The 16,809-nt window shown below is 44.6% G+C and carries 11 protein-coding genes; 6 read left to right on the plus strand and 5 right to left on the minus strand.

What is annotated here, in order from left to right; genetic code table 11:
• Positions 1-18: 18 nt before the first annotated feature.
• Complete coding sequence (locus tag QUA20_RS06595) at positions 19-225, minus strand: type II toxin-antitoxin system HicB family antitoxin (protein WP_333186731.1); 207 nt, start codon at positions 223-225, stop codon at positions 19-21.
• Complete coding sequence (locus tag QUA20_RS06600; protein ID WP_333186734.1) at positions 225-2,006, minus strand: AIPR family protein; 1,782 nt, start codon at positions 2,004-2,006, stop codon at positions 225-227. Before QUA20_RS06600 ends, QUA20_RS06595 begins: the two co-directional genes overlap by 1 nt.
• Positions 2,007-2,289: 283 nt before the next feature.
• On the opposite strand from QUA20_RS06600, the gene QUA20_RS06605 reads away from it, so the two are divergent.
• On the plus strand, positions 2,290-3,237 hold the full coding sequence (locus QUA20_RS06605) for a DNA polymerase beta superfamily protein (protein ID WP_333186737.1): 948 nt from the start codon (positions 2,290-2,292) through the stop codon (positions 3,235-3,237).
• Between the two features lie 45 nt (positions 3,238-3,282).
• Complete coding sequence (locus tag QUA20_RS06610) at positions 3,283-4,059, plus strand: nucleotidyltransferase domain-containing protein (protein WP_333186739.1); 777 nt, start codon at positions 3,283-3,285, stop codon at positions 4,057-4,059.
• 167 nt (positions 4,060-4,226) lie between these two features.
• On the opposite strand, the gene QUA20_RS06615 is transcribed toward QUA20_RS06610, so the two are convergent.
• Together QUA20_RS06615 and cobJ are read right to left on the minus strand one after the other, a co-directional pair.
• Positions 4,227-5,006 carry a hypothetical protein gene (locus QUA20_RS06615; RefSeq protein WP_333186742.1) on the minus strand — a complete coding sequence of 260 codons (780 nt, stop codon included), beginning with the start codon at positions 5,004-5,006 and terminating at the stop codon, positions 4,227-4,229.
• 516 nt (positions 5,007-5,522) lie between these two features.
• Positions 5,523-7,277 carry a precorrin-3B C(17)-methyltransferase gene (gene cobJ / locus QUA20_RS06620; RefSeq protein WP_333186745.1) on the minus strand — a complete coding sequence of 585 codons (1,755 nt, stop codon included), beginning with the start codon at positions 7,275-7,277 and terminating at the stop codon, positions 5,523-5,525.
• A 210-nt stretch (positions 7,278-7,487) separates the two neighbouring features.
• Between cobJ and QUA20_RS06625 the strand changes: the two genes are divergently transcribed.
• A complete protein-coding gene (locus QUA20_RS06625) occupies positions 7,488-11,396 on the plus strand; it encodes a cobaltochelatase subunit CobN (RefSeq protein ID WP_333186748.1) in 3,909 nt (1,302 codons plus the stop codon).
• A gap of 192 nt (positions 11,397-11,588) precedes the next feature.
• Here QUA20_RS06625 and QUA20_RS06630 read toward each other — a convergent pair whose 3' ends face one another.
• A complete protein-coding gene (locus QUA20_RS06630) occupies positions 11,589-12,248 on the minus strand; it encodes a COP23 domain-containing protein (protein WP_333186751.1) in 660 nt (219 codons plus the stop codon).
• A 327-nt stretch (positions 12,249-12,575) separates the two neighbouring features.
• On the opposite strand from QUA20_RS06630, the gene QUA20_RS06635 reads away from it, so the two are divergent.
• The 3 genes from QUA20_RS06635 (at position 12,576) to QUA20_RS06645 (ending at position 16,701) form a co-directional block, all read left to right on the plus strand.
• Entirely contained in the window at positions 12,576-14,261 is a 1,686-nt protein-coding gene (locus tag QUA20_RS06635; RefSeq protein WP_333186753.1) for an NAD-binding protein, read from the plus strand.
• A gap of 169 nt (positions 14,262-14,430) precedes the next feature.
• Positions 14,431-16,224, plus strand: a complete 1,794-nt coding sequence (locus QUA20_RS06640) for an N-acetylmuramoyl-L-alanine amidase (protein WP_333186755.1) — start codon at positions 14,431-14,433, stop codon at positions 16,222-16,224.
• Positions 16,225-16,305: 81 nt separating this feature from the next.
• Positions 16,306-16,701 carry an SH3 domain-containing protein gene (locus QUA20_RS06645; protein ID WP_333186759.1) on the plus strand — a complete coding sequence of 132 codons (396 nt, stop codon included), beginning with the start codon at positions 16,306-16,308 and terminating at the stop codon, positions 16,699-16,701.
• The last annotated feature ends 108 nt before the right edge of the window (positions 16,702-16,809 follow it).

Consider the following 16,809-nt stretch of genomic DNA (forward strand, 5'->3'; position numbering starts at 1 on the left):
TCAACCGCCCTCAGCTTCTTAAGCTTCAACATATTCGCAAATAGAGACAGGTTCGGGAATAGGAAAAGCATCCTCTTGTAGTCCTTCAATATGAAATGCGATCGCCTGTTTAATTAAATTCCTCACCTCTTCTAAACTTTCAGCCACAGCTACACATCCAGGTAAATCGGGAATATACGCACCGTAGCTAGTTTCACCTTTTTCAATTACAACAGCATAACGCATTAATCTTCCTCGTCTAGTTGAGATTGCCGCAAAACACTTTCAAGCTTAATTAGTACGTTCTCAATAATAAACGTAGTAAAGTCAGAGCGCTTAGCTACTGTATTAATGGAAAGAGGGGGCGGTGTTTGTAAATAACTATTAGTTAATTCAGTTATTTCTATAATTACAGAACGAAGCAAGTCCTGATGATCGTCAAATTCAATTGGCAGGATTGAAAGTACATCTCTTTCTGTATAATTAACTTTATTAAATAGTTTAATAGTAAAAAGCATTGCAACATGAAATATTAAAATCCGAATTGTTCCAGAACTTAATAAGCTACTGGTATTATTTTGTGTTAATGCTGAAAAATCTGTAGTTCTTATATACAATTCAATATTCTTCATTAATTTTGCACAAAAGAGATAAACTTCCATTGGAATTAAAGAATTAAAAACTCTGCTGTAATTTGTATCAGCTTTAATAATTGATGTTGGTCGGGCTCTAGCTATATGTGGCTCCCGATGAACAATGGAAGTAACTGCTTGAGCTAAATAAGGAATACTAATTATTCTTTCAGAAGTTTTTCCAATATTCTTGTAATAATTTTTGCGACGATCGTAGAACCAATCATTATGTAAAAAGTAATCTTCTATATCACGCTGAATAGGTTCAGTAGCTCTTAAAGAAGCAGCAGGAACGGGAGTTTGAAAATTAGTTGCTTTGATGATTCTATCTCTCGCTTCTAATTTGTTTGCCACTATTATCTTTACAAGAATAGCTCTCTTATCATCAACATTTGCCAGAGTGTTCATATACTCATATATCGAGTTAGTTGTTTGTAACCCATTCACAATTTGTACATCATCGAGTGTAATGGTTTTACCTGCGATACTTGCTTTTGAAGCTAATATGGTTATTCCATTGTTTAACCACCAGAAATCTATATCAGTATCTTTTAAAGCAAGGGTATTTTTGATATCTATATTGACTTCTACATTCCCTTGATAATCTCTAACGTTTGACTCAAATAAATATTTTCGTAAAGAACCGTTATCAGTTACAAAATCATAGTATTCATCTAATCTTGTCAAAAAAACATAATTATCTTCATCTGTAGAAATGTAGTTTTCCAGAAATTTTAATTTTAAAGAGTAACTTTTTTCTTGCCTTGCATTCTCTAGTAGTTCTCTGGCTCCTGTAAATTGAAATTTTACCTCAGAGCCAGTGAAAAATTTCTCGGTTTTAGAACAAAGATTGTCCGCTTTATTTTGGACCTTAATATGAATCTGTTGAGTATCACCTTGACTAGCATATACGTAGGTAATTTTCACTTGAATATGTTTAATGGCTAAGTCAAGGTATGTTTTTCTAAATAATTCGACTTTTTCTATAACCTGTGCATTATAAAAATCTTTAATATCGGCAATATTTTTGCCTAAATCAAATATATCTTCTATAGTAGCCATAAGCGTCTCTATGGGTTTTTCTCCAAACGAAGATGAACTCTTTGCTTGGATTAAATATACTTCTATTAATGGGTTCTTTTTTATACTTGCCAAATCCAAGTCTTCATTAAGAATTTCATTGTTAAGAAACATGAAAAAACCATCGATTCCTCCATCATCTTTTCCATCAACCTGATTAGACAATAACTCATCATATGAAAGATCGTAGTCTTTTAACAGTTGTTCAAAAGTAAATCTCTCAAAATACTCATCTTGTGATAATGTACTTGCTAATTCCTGTCTTTTTCTTTCGAGAATACTTTTAAGAATTACGACATCATTATTGTTAGACATGAATATTTATCTTTTGATAAGTTATACTGTACTAGAGTACACTATAACGCCACCAGTTACAACTCCGTCACCGCTTGCTTCCCCGTTGCGAATTGCTGTGATCGTCGGGTGAGTCTCCACAATCTCCAACACCTTCCCCTCAAAGCGCTGGCGGTATACCTCGTCAATCGTGAATTAGACAATATTCAACAAGGCTAAAACAGCCGATCACCCAACCCCATTTATTTATACTACACATATGCTACACTAAGATTGTAGCTCGTGCCCCGCAGGAGGTTTCCTCATGGCAAATGCCAATCTTCCTCAAAATTTCAACTTAATCATCCCCGCAGGAACCCAAATTGTCACCAAAATCGAGGTCAAAAACCCCGCAGGCGACCAATCTTGGAAAGCGGGATTAGTAGGCGTCATCGTTCAATCGCCTACGGATAATTCCCACGCATATTTAGTCAAACTCCCAGACGGAACACAAGTTAGTTTGCGGCACGAACTCAGCATCCGCAAGCAGTTTCAGAGCGAAGGATTGCAGTCAGGAGGAGATTTTCTTGCGGAATATAACCTATATGATTCTGTAATTTACCGCTGCATTGTTGGTTCGAGAGCTTACGGTCTTGATAACGAGCAATCCGATACAGACAGACGCGGGATTTACCTGCCGCCGGCAATACTTCATTGGTCGCTTTACGGGATTCCAGAACAATTGGAAAACAAGGAAAATCAAGAATGCTATTGGGAACTGCAAAAGTTTCTAGTTTTAGCACTAAAAGCTAACCCAAATGTGCTAGAATGTTTGTACACGCCTTTAGTAGAAACGGTTTCTCCTGTAGCACAAGAATTGCTTGAAATTCGGGAAATCTTTCTTTCTCAATTGGTTTATCAAACTTACAATAGCTACGTTTTGTCTCAATTTAAAAAAATGGAGCAAGACCTCCGCAATACCGGGGAAATTCGTTGGAAGCACGCGATGCACTTAATTCGCTTGCTGCTGTCAGGAATTACGGTGCTAAAGGAGGGGTTTGTACCCGTTCGAGTGCAGGATTATCGATCGCAACTTTTATCTATCCGCAACCAAGAAATATCCTGGGAAGAGGTGAATCGCTGGAGGTTGAGTTTGCACGGTGAGTTCGATCGCGCTTTTGCTGCAACTAAGCTGCCAGAACGTCCTAATTACGAGAAAGCTAATCTGTTTTTGATTGAAGCGCGTAGAGGTGCGATCGAAATCGGATCTTGAAATCGCTTCTATACAAACAAAGCCCGCCTGCACGGACTCGAATAAATGACAGAATACATTTCCGATTTAGCCCAAATTATCTCCCTTCAACCTTATCCGCTGCTGTTTGCCACTGTCAGCGGTTCGCACTTATACGGCTTTCCTTCCGCAGATTCTGACTTCGACTTGCGGGGAGTACACATTTTGCCGCTACCGAAAGTAATTGGACTGATTTCTGGAGAAGAAACAATCGAAGTTTCTGAGGTTCGGGAGGGAATGGAACTAGATTTAGTAACTCACGACATTAAGAAATTTTTTGAGTTGCTGTTGAAGCGCAACGGCTACGTGTTGGAACAACTGTATTCGCCGCTCATAGTTTACAGTACAAAGGAACACGAGGAATTAAAGGAGCTGGCCTCTCACTGCATTACCAAGCACCACAGCCAGCACTATCTCGGTTTTGCTCAAACTCAATGGAAATTGTTTGAGAAAGAACGCCCGCGTCGGGTTAAGCCGCTGCTGTACGTTTACCGGGTGTTGCTGGCTGGAATTCACTTGATGCAAACCGGGGAAGTCGAGGCGAATTTGGTGAAACTTAACGAGAAATTCCAATTGTCGTATATTCCTGATTTGATCGATCGCAAGCTGGCTGGGGAGGAAAAATCTGTGCTGGAAGATACAGATATAAAATTTTATCAGCAAGAGCGCGATCGGCTAATCAATATATTAGAAGAGGCAAGTTTTACAAGTCATTTGCCGTCAAATCCTAATGCAAAGGTTGCTCTTAGCGATTTTCTGGTAAAGGTGAGGATCTCCTCTCTAAGCTCTTCCACCTCTAATTAGCCATTTGGTGGAGCAAGCAGCCTATATATTAGTCGTTTGGTGCGCCGAAGAGCGCAGAACCTCCAGTCCAAAACGCATCAGTACCAAATAAACCGGGCTTTTAATCGCCAGTAAAAGCCCGAATGCAGTATATTCGTCTATCAAACCCGGTTTCAAAAGATTTACTTTTATAGATTTCTGTTTGCTGGTTCGCTAAGGGCAGGTATGCTGAAATTTTGATACTCGGTAGCTTGTGGGTTTTTTCCTGGTATGTAAATATTCCAATTAACCCCGCCTAAATAGGTCTTGATATATGAAATCAAGGCGTGGATAAATACAACGATGCCCACCATTTCAAATGACTCTTCAAGGGTCGTTAATATCACGTAGGATAGAGTCCCCGGGCCCGCTGTATAAACTATGTATCCCCCTAGCATTTCCACTCCGATGGCTCCTCCAATATAAAGAGCGCTTGCTGCAACAAACAATTTTCTTGTAGAAACCGGAAGGTGGAACAGAAACTTACTGTAGGATAATAGAAATATCGCTACTAGAAAACCGATCGGCACAACCCAACTAAAGTAAAGAAATCCTGTAGCATTTATCAGGCTTCGCATCGGGTTAACAAGCTTTTCATGCAATTGACTCACTTCGTCTAAAGATAGATATAAAAAGATGAACGATAAAATTTTCCAGTGATGCTTGTAGCGACAACTATCCAAATTTTTCGCATAGGCGATCACACCCAGCAAGACAGAACTAAACAGCAATGCCAAAAATGAGTAGAAGGTTGGAATGTTCCCCTCGTAATCAACGTTGAATCCGTTTGCCAAGAAATCTCTAGACGGGTAATCCGGCAAGAAATACAAAGTCATCTGACTTAAGAAAGATAGTACAGCTAGACAGACCACCACTCGAAGCAGCAACTGGGTTACAGCTCCTGGATTTAGAGGAATTTGGAATTTCATGTTCTCTTAACCGTTCTCTTAACCTTTGGTTAAATGTATGTTATCAATAAAAATCTTTTTCCCGTATATCTACAGACATAGAAGACTCATTCTGGTGAAAGGGCGCTTTTGTTACCGTAAGATTACTGTAAGATTAAGGAATTTAGCAGACATGGATCGCCTTTAATTTTATTGTTGTTATAGAAAAATGTTTTATTTCCAGAGGACTAAATTATATCTATCCGAAGATGAAGCTAAAATCCTTACTACGGTAGAGTAGATATCTAAATTAGATCGATGTCTGCCAGAAAAACTCGGCTTCAGGAAGCCGAGATCCCTCAGTATCAAGGATTGCTGTAATCAAAGGCGATCGCTGATTAATCGAGAGTGAAAACCATGAGATGAAATAAGAGACCGATCGAGTGATTCGCCGCCATTTGTTAACCTAGACTCCGCCCAGCGAGAGCAAAATATTTCCTTGTCAAAGTCAATTAGCTTTGAGTCAATTGCTTATTTCCCAAGTTTTTGCTGCTTTACTTATTTTTCGTACCTGCGCGGCGTGTAAACCCAAACATCTCCATATTTGCGGGGAATAATCCGAGTCTGACTCGAACCGACAATAACTAAAGTTCTCATGTCGGCGTCTTGCGGCTGGAATTCGCCGAGGGTGCAAACCCGCACAGATTGGCCGGGCCGACCGAGGTTTCGCCCCAGTACGACGGGGGTTTTAGGATCGCGAATTTGCAACAAAATCTCGATCGCCCTGGAGAGTTGCCAAATCCGCTGTTTCGAGATCGGATTGTAAAATGCGATCGCGAAATCTGCGATCGCAGCGGCGGAAATCCTCTGTTCAATGACCTCCCAAGGCTTGAGAATATCCGAAAGCGAAATCACGCAAAAATCGTGTCCGAGGGGTGCTCCGATCGCAGCAGCGGCCGCCTGCATGGCTGAAATGCCCGGTGCTACCCGAATATCGATGCCCTGCCATTCGGGTTTGGCATCAAAGTCGATCGCCTCAAACACCGCCGCCGCCATCGCAAAAATCCCCGGATCTCCCGACGAAACCACGGCGACAGATTTTCCCGATGCTGCTAAATCTAGGGCAAAACGCGCGCGATCGATCTCTTCGCGGTTGTCGGAATCGTGCCGCTTTTGCCCTTCCCGCAGGGTTCCGGCTAAGTCGATATAGAACTTGTAACCCACCCAATCCGTGGCTTCGCGCAGGATTTCTTTAACTTCCGGCGACATCCAGGACGCGCCGCCGGGACCGGTACCGACGATCGCCAGTTTGCCGCGGCTAATTCCGATCGCCCTAGCATCAAAGGGTTGGGCGGCTAGGGCGATCGCGCAATTCAGGGCTAAAGTGCGATCGTATTCGATTAACTGACTGTTTGCACCGGCTGCTGTCAGGGCAATTTGTGCGGCCTGATTTTCGATGAATTCAATAGAGTTTAATTCGACAAGTTGCGATTGATTGAAAAAACGGACGGGGACTTTAAAAAAATGTGCAATCGCCTCAAGTGCCGGATTTCCCATCTCATCTTTTAAGGCAAAAAATCCAGCAATTGCAGCGGCAGCTAAATTTGTTTTTGCCAGTAATTCCCGCACGCAAGACACGGCTATTTCTGGCTGAATATTCGATAGGTTCGCGAGGGCAACTGCCGCAATTTTCGGATGGTAAACCAAACAATCTGGCGCAGGCAAAACTGCTTTTTCGGTGACGCGGATGGTCGATCGGGCATCGGGGGCGATCGGCAAATTGCTCTCGGAAAGCCAGCTTGCAGCACCTTCTAGGCGTACTTTTGCCCCGGCGAGCAAATTTGAAATAAAAGTCTTCGCGTCCTCTGGATTCGCCAAATAATAGCCTTGGGGAGGACTTAGCAGCGCGGTGCGAAAGCGGATATCTCCGGTTGTGGTAATTGCAGGCTGCACGCCGAGGACTGCTGCAATCTCTCTGGCCAAATGATTAACGCCGTGCAAACCGCCCAGCAGCGGTACTACGGCGCTTCCGTCTTCTGCGACGGCTAAAACTGGCGGTTCGGCGCGTTTGTCTGACAGCAGCGGGGCGAGGGTACGGATGATTATTCCGGCGGCGCAGATGGCGATAATTGGGGTTTCTGTTGCAAACAATTCCCGCAATGTTTCGCCGAAGTTGCTAAAGTTGATGTCTGTGTCGTTCGTGCGATCGATTAAACCGTAAATCTGGGAACCGGGGAAATGTGCGGAGATTTTTTTGGCGATCGGCAGGCTGTTTTGACCTAAGATAACTATTGCGGGAGGAATTCGATTCACTGTTGTAAATATGGCTGTGTTTGGATTGGTTTGATTATTTTAATCGGTTCTTACATTAATAAGACATATTTGATGAACCGCGAAGGCGCGAAGGAAGAACAAGAAGTGAAGCAAGTAGTTTTTATGTTTTATTAGTGGCACAGGCATCTTGCCTGTGATTTTCTGCAATTAGTCTATCATTAAAAGAAGCAAATATTTCGAGGTAGGGCTGTGAAACGCATTGTTTTAATTGCAGGGTTTGAATCTTTTAATGCTGATTTGTACCGCAAAGCTGCCGAGTTGGCTGTTTCTGGGTGTCAGGGATTGGAAGTGCGGGTTTTTAGCGATCGCGCCCTCGCAGACGAACCGGACGCTGTAGCGGCTGCCCTCTTGAATGCTGATGTTTTTTTCGGAAGTTTGCTGTTTGATTACGATGCGGTAATGTGGCTGCGGGAAAGGGTGCAACATATTCCGATTCGCTTGGTTTTTGAGTCGGCTTTGGAATTGATGAGTCTTACTCAAATCGGCGCTTTTAAAATTGGCGACAAGCCGAAGGGAATGCCGAAACCTGTTAAGTTTATTCTGGATAAGTTCAGCAACGGGCGAGAAGAAGATAAGCTGGCTGGTTACATCAGTTTTTTGAAGGTTGGGCCTAAGTTATTGAAATACGTGCCAGTGCAAAAAGTGCAAGATTTGCGGAACTGGCTGATTATTTACGGTTACTGGAATGCGGGCGGTGCGGATAATGTTGTGTCGATGTTTTGGATTATTGCCGAAAAGTATTTGGGGCTGAAGGTTGCAGAAATTCCGCCGCCTGTGGAAACTCCCAATATGGGTTTATTGCATCCCGATTATAACGGTTATTTTGAATCGCCCCGGCAATATTTGGATTGGTATCTGACTCATCAAAATGCTAGGGGCGGGCAAGATGCCCGTTCCACAAAAGAAGCTAGACATCTTGATAGAAATGGTTATGACGGGCAAGATGCCCGTTCCACAAAATTTGAGACGAATTGGTCTGAAAATTCTGACCGAGTTTCTAACGGAAAAGATGCCACTTCCACAAAATTTGGAACCAATTGGTTCCCAAATTCAGATCTAGTAAAATCCCCTGTTGTGGGCATCTTGCTTTACCGCAAGCACGTTATCACCAAGCAGCCTTATATTCCTCAATTAATTCGCTATTTTGAAGATGCGGGAATTGTACCTTTGCCGATTTTTATCAATGGTGTTGAAGGCCATGTGGCGGTGCGGGATTGGATGACGACTGCTGGTGAAACTGCGCGCCGAAAACAAGGCAATATTGAAACTCTTTCGCTTTCTAAAGATGCTGTGGAAGTAGACGCTATTGTTTCTACTATTGGCTTTCCTTTGGTTGGCGGGCCTGCTGGTTCGATGGAGGGTGGAAGGCAGGTGGAAGTTGCTAAGCGGATTTTAACTGCTAAAAATGTACCTTATTTTGTGTCCGCACCTCTGCTGATTCAGGATATCCATTCTTGGACTCGTCAGGGGATTGGGGGTTTGCAAAGTGTGGTATTGTATGCTTTGCCTGAGTTGGATGGCGCGATCGATCCTGTTCCCCTGGGCGGTTTGGTGGGTGAGGATATTTATCTGGTGCCCGATCGCGTGAAACGCCTGACAAGTAGAATTAACAATTGGGTGAAACTAGGTCGAACTCCGCCATCTGAAAGGAAAATTGCGATTATTCTCTACGGGTTTCCTCCTGGTTACGGTGCCGCGGGTACGGCTGCTTTATTAAATGTACCGAAATCGCTGCTAAATTTCCTGCACAAACTTCAAGCAGCAGGTTATACAGTTGGAGAAATTCCGGCTGACGGTGAGGAGTTAATTCGCATGGTGAAAGAGGCGGATGAAGCTACTTGTGACAGGCAAGATGCCCGTACCACAAAAGAGACTGTTAATGTCAAAACTTTAGAAAAATGGCTGGGATATCTGTTAACAAGTCGTATCGAAAAACAGTGGAAATCTTTAACTGGTACGGGCATTAAGACAGACGGCGACGAATTCCAAATTGGTGGCATTCAACTGGGGAATGTTTGGATAGGTTTGCAGCCGCCGCTGGGAATTTCGGGCGATCCGATGCGCTTAATGTTCGATCGCGATTTGACGCCTCACCCTCAATACGCTGCTTTTTACAAGTGGCTGCAAAATGATTATCAAGCTGATGCTGTGGTTCACTTCGGAATGCACGGCACTGTGGAATGGTTGCCGGGATCTCCTCTGGGAAATACTGGCTATTCTTGGTCGGATATTCTGTTGGGAAGTTTGCCGAATCTTTATATCTACGCCGCTAACAATCCGTCGGAATCGATGTTAGCGAAACGCCGCGGTTACGGTGTTTTAATTTCTCACAACGTGCCGCCCTACGGCCGCGCGGGCTTGTACAAGGAATTGATGGCTTTGCGGGATTTGATTGCGGAGTATCGGGAAGATACGGCAAAGAATTATGTGCTGAAAGAGACGATTTGCCAGAAGATTTTAGATAGCGGTTTGGAGGCAGACTGTCCGTTTGAGGATGCTCAAAAATTGGGGATTGCTTTTAGTTTTGAGAATGTGGGAATGTTCAGTGCTGATGCTTTTAACCGCTATTTGGTGAAGCTGTACGAGTATTTGCAGGTGGTGGAATCTCGCTTGTTTTCTTCTGGTTTGCACGTTCTCGGGGAACCGCCTAATTCTGAGGAAATGACCTCTTATCTTGAGGCTTATTTTGGGGATAGGTTGTCACAGGAACAGGTAAAAGCAATTGTTTCGCAAACAAGCACAGGCAAGATGCCTGTGCCACAAGAGGGGTTTGGTGAGGTTTTTGAGGAGGGTTTTTTGGTGCGGGATTTGTTGTTGCAAACGACGGATGAGTTGACTAATCTTTTGCGGGGTTTGAATGGGGAATATATTCTGCCGGCACCAGGTGGGGATTTGTTACGGGATGGGGCTGGGGTGTTGCCAACTGGTCGAAATATTCATGCTTTAGACCCTTATCGGATGCCTTCTCCTGCTGCTTATGAAAGGGGCCGCGAAATTGCTCGGAAAATTATTGAGAAGCACCTTAAGGAACAGGGAAATTATCCTGAGACTGTGGCGGTGATGTTGTGGGGTTTGGATGCGATTAAAACGCGGGGCGAATCTATTGGAATTCTGCTAGAATTGGTGGGGGCTGAACCTCTAAAAGAAGGTACTGGCCGCATTGTTCGCTATGAGTTAAAACCGTTAGCTGATGTCGGTCATCCCCGGATTGATGTGTTGGGAAATCTTTCGGGGATTTTCCGAGATAGCTTTGTGAATATTATTGAATTGTTGGATGATTTGTTCGTGCGGGCGGCGGAGGCTGATGAACCGGAATCGGATAATTTTATTCGCAAACACGCTTTAATTTTGCAGGCAAAAGGTGTGCATAATTATTCCGCAAGATTGTTTTCTAATCCGGCTGGGGATTTTGGTTCTTTGGTTAACGATAGGGTTGTTGATGGTAGTTGGGAATCGGGGGATGAGTTGGGGAAAACTTGGGAAAGTCGCAATGTTTTTAGTTACGGGAGAAAGGATAAGGGGGAGGCGAGGCCGGAGGTTTTGACTCAGTTGTTGCAAGGGTGCGATCGCATAATTCAAGAAATTGATTCTGTGGAATACGGTTTGACTGATATTCAAGAGTATTATGCGAATACTGGCGGTTTGAAGAAAGCCGCAGAAAAGCAGCGCGGCAAAAAGGTTAACACGAGTTTTGTAGAAAGTTTTTCTCAGGATACCACTCCGCGCAATTTAGAAGATTTGCTGCGCTTGGAATATCGAACTAAGTTGCTAAATCCTAAGTGGGCTAACGCGATGGCAAATCAAGGTTCTGGCGGCGCTTATGAAATTTCGCAGCGCATGACGGCGTTAATTGGTTGGGGCGGAACGGCTGATTTTACTGATGGTTGGGTTTACGATCAGGCGGCTGATACTTATGCTTTGGATGAAGATATGGCGCAGAAGTTGCGAGAGGCAAATCCTGAAGCTTTTCGCAATATTGTAGGGCGAATGTTGGAGGCTAACGGGCGTGGTTTCTGGCAGCCGGATGGGGATAAGTTACAGCAGTTGCGAGAGTTGTATGAGTTAACAGATGAGAGGATTGAAGGGGTGACAGTGTAGTGTTTTTAATATAAATATTTAGGGGTGGGCTTCTAGCCCACCCCACAATAGTTTCAAAATTTAACTGGTTCCTAGGCTCTGCCTGGGAACCGATATCCAGAGGCTCTGCCTCGGCAGCTTCCATGAAAATTGGAGGCAGAGCCTCCGGATCGGTGTTACCAGGCTCTGCCTGGTAACGAGTAGAATTCGAGATTAAATACCTCGATCGCCCTGCGGTTTCCCTACAGGAACTGACGGTTTATTGTTTGGAGAATTAAAAGCTCGATCGACCATATCTCCAAACGGAACAAACTGCGGTGCAGACGATTGACCTCCGGTTCTGAACGTTGTAACTGGCCCACCGCCGTCTTGGGCAAAATTAATCAATCTCGTTAAAGCATCACCGGGATTTTTAGCATTGCGCTTGTCTAGGGTGAACAGCAGATTTTGAGAGTTGCAGCGCCCCCGTCCGTTCACGTAACAAACTACTGGCAAGTTATTAACAATTCCTGTTGTTAACTGCAAGTTGCTCAATCTCCCGCCATTCTGGGCAACAGCTTTGGTCAGTCTATTGGAAACAATTTGACAGCGCTGCCAAGGTGTATATTCGCGGCCGAACTCGGTAGATTTCCACAGAATCATTGGATCGGTCGTGACATTTCCCCGCCGCGCAATTGTCACAAAATTCCGACCGGACGTAACGCACTGAAATGTTGTTCTAGTGCTATTCAAAGAGTTGCTGGCTGGAGCTGCTTGTACTTGGCTTGCAAAGGCGACAGTACCGACGAAAGCTAAAGCGGATGCTAATAAGGGTGCAGTCAATTTCATAATAACTCCTGCCGCTAAGGCAGCTAAATTTATGTAGGAAGTCATAGTTGTAGGGACAGGGCAGTGTCCTGTCCCTGCCTATTCACATTCTGCGGGTTGGCTGTCGCACCCGGATATTTTTCAAAGATTAATATTAGGTTATTGCACCTCATATCTGTAGGTACAGGGCACTGCTGTGTCCTTGTTTCAAAACTTGGGAACGCGGCTTTAGGGAGACGGCAGTCCCATGTCGTTGTTTCAAAACTTCCAGGCCACGGCGGCACAAGTTTCCTAGATAGTCTTTTTAGCTACATTCTGCAAAGCCAGGAAAGTCAACAATGGTAAGTAAAACTACAAAGCACAGCTCCGAAATTGGCTGGCAAATAAATTTTTATGAAACCTCGAATCATTGTTTGCGGGTTGGGCCACACGGGACACAAGATTTTTTGTTTGTTGAGACAGCAAGGAGCTATTGTTGTTGGTATTAGCGATCGCCCAATTCGCGGCGAAACTTCTGATGTGGTTGTCGGCAATTTGCAAGCAGCTTCTACCTTGTTGGCGGCTGGCATTCAAAATGCTCACACTTTAGTAATTGCAGCAGACGATGATGCTGTGAATTTGGCAATTTTGATGCAGGCGAGGATTCTCAATCCTCAGATTCGCATCATCAACAGATTGTTCAATACTAGCTTGGGCGACAGAATTGACCACACTTTGCCCGATCACACTTCCATGAGCGTTTCATCATTGGCGGCTCCGGTTTTTGCCTTTGCGGCTCTGGGAAATCAGGCGATCGGACAGTTGCGTTTGTTCGATCGCACTTGGCCGATTCACGAAGAATATATCGATGAAACACATCCTTGGAAAAATCGCAAACTGAGCGATTTATGGGAGGATCGATCGCGAATGTTGATTTATTATCTCCCGGCTGCTAACAAAACTGATTTAGTATCGGCGGTGCTTGCCGATCGGCCGTGTCAGCAGGGCGATCGGCTAATTGTTGCCACTCAGCCGACTATCCACAGTCCCCAAAAAACTTTAACTCAAAAACTGCTCAAAACATTAACTAGCCTGCGCCGCTTTCAGCAGCACAGCCAAGCAGCAGTAATTGTTGTACTGACACTGCTGTCAATGATCGCCGTTGCTACTGCTACCTATATTTGTGTTGACGATAATATCTCAATTGTCGATTCTCTCTATTTTTCAGTAGGGATGATTACCGGAGCCGGAGGCCATGAAAAAGTAGCCGAACAAGCTCCCGAAAGCATTAAACTATTTACAATTGTCATGATGTTAGTGGGAGCCGGCATCGTCGGCATCTGCTACGCGCTGCTCAACGATTATGTATTGGGAACTCGCTTTACCGAATATTGGGATGTGGCGCGAGTGCCGCAGCGCAATCATTACATTATCTGCGGACTCGGAGGAATGGGTATCCAAATTGCTAAAGAACTGTACACTAACGGTTACGATATTGTGGCGATCGAGCAAGATCCGAACAGCCGATTTCTGAGCACGGCTCGCTCAATGAAAATTCCGGTAATTCAGGGAAGTGCCAGTTTGGCCGCAACTCTGGAAGCTGCTAATGTTAAGGAAGCGGCAGCACTTTTAGCTGTTACTAGCAGCGATATGTCTAATGTCGAAATTGCCTTGAGCGCTAAAGGATTGGCGCCCAAACTATCAGTTATTGTCCGCAATCAAGACCAACATTTTGCTTTGATGGTGCAGCAAGTTTTTGAGTTTGAAGGAGTTTTGAACCCGACGGAATTGGCTGCCCCAGCTTTCGCAGCGGCGGCGATTGGAGGCAGAATTTTAGGGAACGGAGTGACGGCTGACAGTCTATGGGTTTGCTTGGGCACATTGATTACCCCAAAACATCCTTTCTGCGGTCACCGCATTCAAGATGCCGCTAAGTCTGCTGATTTTGTGCCTCTGTATGTGGAAACTAATTGTCAAACTATTCACGGCTGGGATTTACTGAATTTTTGTTTGAGTACGGGGGATGTTTTGTATTTGACGATGCCGGCGAATCGGTTGGAGCAACTGTGGAGAACGACCTCGGAATTAATTAAAACTTAATGGTTTGACGCGGGGATTTATGTGGCAGCTCGCTCAATTGCAACTACAAACCTGATAAAATGGGTTCTGTCTAGTAAATAAGACTTAGGACTAATCCTCAGAAATCCGGTTTCTTAGGGAAAGTTCTAGTATAAATAATCAACAGACTCTCAATTAGTTGCGATTTAGAATGAGAAAATTTTTAGGATTAGTTGTGTTTGGGATGATCGTGGCGATCGCCTCTGTAGCTGTCGCCGCTCAACCTTTGTTTCTCGCTTATCCTCCCGCCAACCACAAAACTACATCAGATCGCATCTTTTTAATCGGTACAGCGCCCGCACCGGGACAAGTGTTAGTAAATGGCAACCAAATTTCGCGCACCGCATCCGGGCATTTCGCCCCGACTTTTCCGCTGCAACTCGGCGAAAATCTCTTTACCTTGCGTTACGAAAATCAGGAAGTCAAAATTAAGGTGACGCGCCAGTCGAATCAGCCGGAAGCCCCTGTAGGATTGGCTTTTGCTAAAGATTCCCTGACGCCGAAAGTCGATGTGGCGAGTTTGCCGGGGGAATATATTTGCTTTGGGGCGATCGCACCAGCGAATGCTCAAGTTTCGGTAAAATTGGCGGGCATTACTATTCCTTTAAAAGCGCGATCGCAAGTCGAACTACCCGACAACAAATCTGTACTGTTAGGTGAAAACTCCCCGATTAAAAAAGGCGGCAGCGAACAGTATCAAGGCTGCGGTAAAACCCCTGAGAACGCCCTCTCATCTAAGGGAGAAACAGTTGATTTAGGCGTGCCATCGTTTGAGCTAACAATGAACGATCGAACTATCAGCCAACAGGGTACTGGCAAGATTTCTATTCTTTCTCCGGCTGACTTAGAAATAGCCGAAGTAACAGCAGATCCTGGTGTCGCCAGAACCGGAGCGAGTACAGATTTTTCTCGGATGACACCACTGCCGAAGGGAACGCGAGCAACAATTATCGGGCGCGAGGGAGAATGGCTCAGACTCGATTACGGTGCTTGGATTAAAGCAGCGGAAGTGCGAATTGTCCAGGATTCAGTGCCGCCGCGATCGATTATTCGCAGCGCCAGCTCGCGTCAAGTTTCCGGCTGGACAGAAGTCTTATTCCCCTTAGAAACACCAGTCCCAGTCACTGTGCAGGAAGGAGAAGGCACTTTTACTTTAACGCTATACAATACCACCGCTCAAACTGACATTATTCGCGTCTCTGATGACCCGGTAATTTCACGTTTGGTGTGGCAACAAATCTCGCCGCTGCAAGTACAATACACTTTTAATCTCAAATCTGCCCAGCAGTGGGGCTATAAGCTGAGATACGACGGCACAACTTTAGTGCTGTCTTTAAAACACCCGCCGGCGAATACAAGCATGATGCCGAATTCGCAAGCAAAACCCTTATCGGGAATTAAGATTCTCATCGATCCGGGACACGGCGGGCCGGAGGATGGAGGTGCGGTGAGTCCAGTGGGAATTAGGGAAAAAACAGTAGCTTTAACAGTGTCGAAATTGGTGCAACAGGAATTGGTAAATCGGGGCGCGAATGTGCTCATGACGCGGGTAGAAGATGTCGATTTGGATTTGCCGCCGAGGGTGGAAATGATTCAAAAAGAAGAACCTGCGATCGCAATTTCAATTCACTACAATGCTTTGCCGGATAACGGCGATGCCATTAAGACTAAAGGCGTCGGCGCTTTCTGGTTTCACCCGCAAGCGCACAGTTTGGCAATGTTTTTGCACAATTATTTAGTTGCCAAGTTGAACCGTCCGAGCTATGGTGTATTCTGGAACAACTTAGCAATGACTCGTCCTGCCGTTGCTCCATCTGTTTTAATGGAATTGGGATTTATGATTAATCCCGAAGAGTTTGAATGGATTGTGAATCCGACAGAACAGAAGAAGTTAGCCGAGGCGATCGCTCAAGGTGTTACCGAATGGTTTGCCTCTGTCAAATAACAGTTAGTAGTAAGGGCTGAAGTCCTTCTCAAAAAAATCACAGTCAGGACTTCAGTTCGGTCAATCCAAGGAAATGAAATAATGCTAATTTTTACTCAATCAAAAGCCTTTTTTATTGCAGCCGTCGTTGCAAGTTTTAGCTTCTCACTTTACAGCTTTCCGGTTTTCGGCAAGCAGCAAAGCCTCGCTCCCGCAAAAGCAGAAGCTTTAAAAAAGCAAACTCATTGCTCGTTTATTACAGGTGAAGGTGGCGCTGTTAACATTCGCAAAGGCCCAGGCAATAAGTACCCGGTTGTAGCTAAACTCAAAAGAGGAGACGGAGTTAGGGCTGTCAGCAGACAAGGTAATTGGGTGAAAATTGCGGCCAGATCTTCAGGAAATCCTCCTAATGAAACTTTTACAATCCTTGACGGTTGGGTGAACAATCAATTTATTAATGGCTGTTCCGAAGACCAATTTGACAGGTGGCGGCAATAGGGGATTTGGTTTGTAATAAGGACTTCATTCCTGATTTTAGATGAAGATTAAAATCCTCACTACAAACCCAACTGGTAGAGTTTTAAAATTGGTACAAAAAAGACGATC

It is taken from the genome of Microcoleus sp. Pol7_A1 (assembly GCF_036701085.1).
Taxonomy (GTDB): domain Bacteria; phylum Cyanobacteriota; class Cyanobacteriia; order Cyanobacteriales; family Microcoleaceae; genus Microcoleus; species Microcoleus asticus.

Coding starts and splice junctions, on each gene's coding strand:
- QUA20_RS06595 (WP_333186731.1), bottom strand. CDS start 225: ATGCGTTATGCTGTTGTAATTGAAAAAGGTGAAACTAGCTACGGTGCG.
- QUA20_RS06600 (WP_333186734.1), bottom strand. CDS start 2,006: ATGTCTAACAATAATGATGTCGTAATTCTTAAAAGTATTCTCGAAAGA.
- QUA20_RS06605 (WP_333186737.1), top strand. CDS start 2,290: ATGGCAAATGCCAATCTTCCTCAAAATTTCAACTTAATCATCCCCGCA.
- QUA20_RS06610 (WP_333186739.1), top strand. CDS start 3,283: ATGACAGAATACATTTCCGATTTAGCCCAAATTATCTCCCTTCAACCT.
- QUA20_RS06615 (WP_333186742.1), bottom strand. CDS start 5,006: ATGAAATTCCAAATTCCTCTAAATCCAGGAGCTGTAACCCAGTTGCTG.
- QUA20_RS06630 (WP_333186751.1), bottom strand. CDS start 12,248: ATGACTTCCTACATAAATTTAGCTGCCTTAGCGGCAGGAGTTATTATG.
- QUA20_RS06635 (WP_333186753.1), top strand. CDS start 12,576: ATGAAACCTCGAATCATTGTTTGCGGGTTGGGCCACACGGGACACAAG.
- QUA20_RS06640 (WP_333186755.1), top strand. CDS start 14,431: ATGAGAAAATTTTTAGGATTAGTTGTGTTTGGGATGATCGTGGCGATC.
- QUA20_RS06645 (WP_333186759.1), top strand. CDS start 16,306: ATGCTAATTTTTACTCAATCAAAAGCCTTTTTTATTGCAGCCGTCGTT.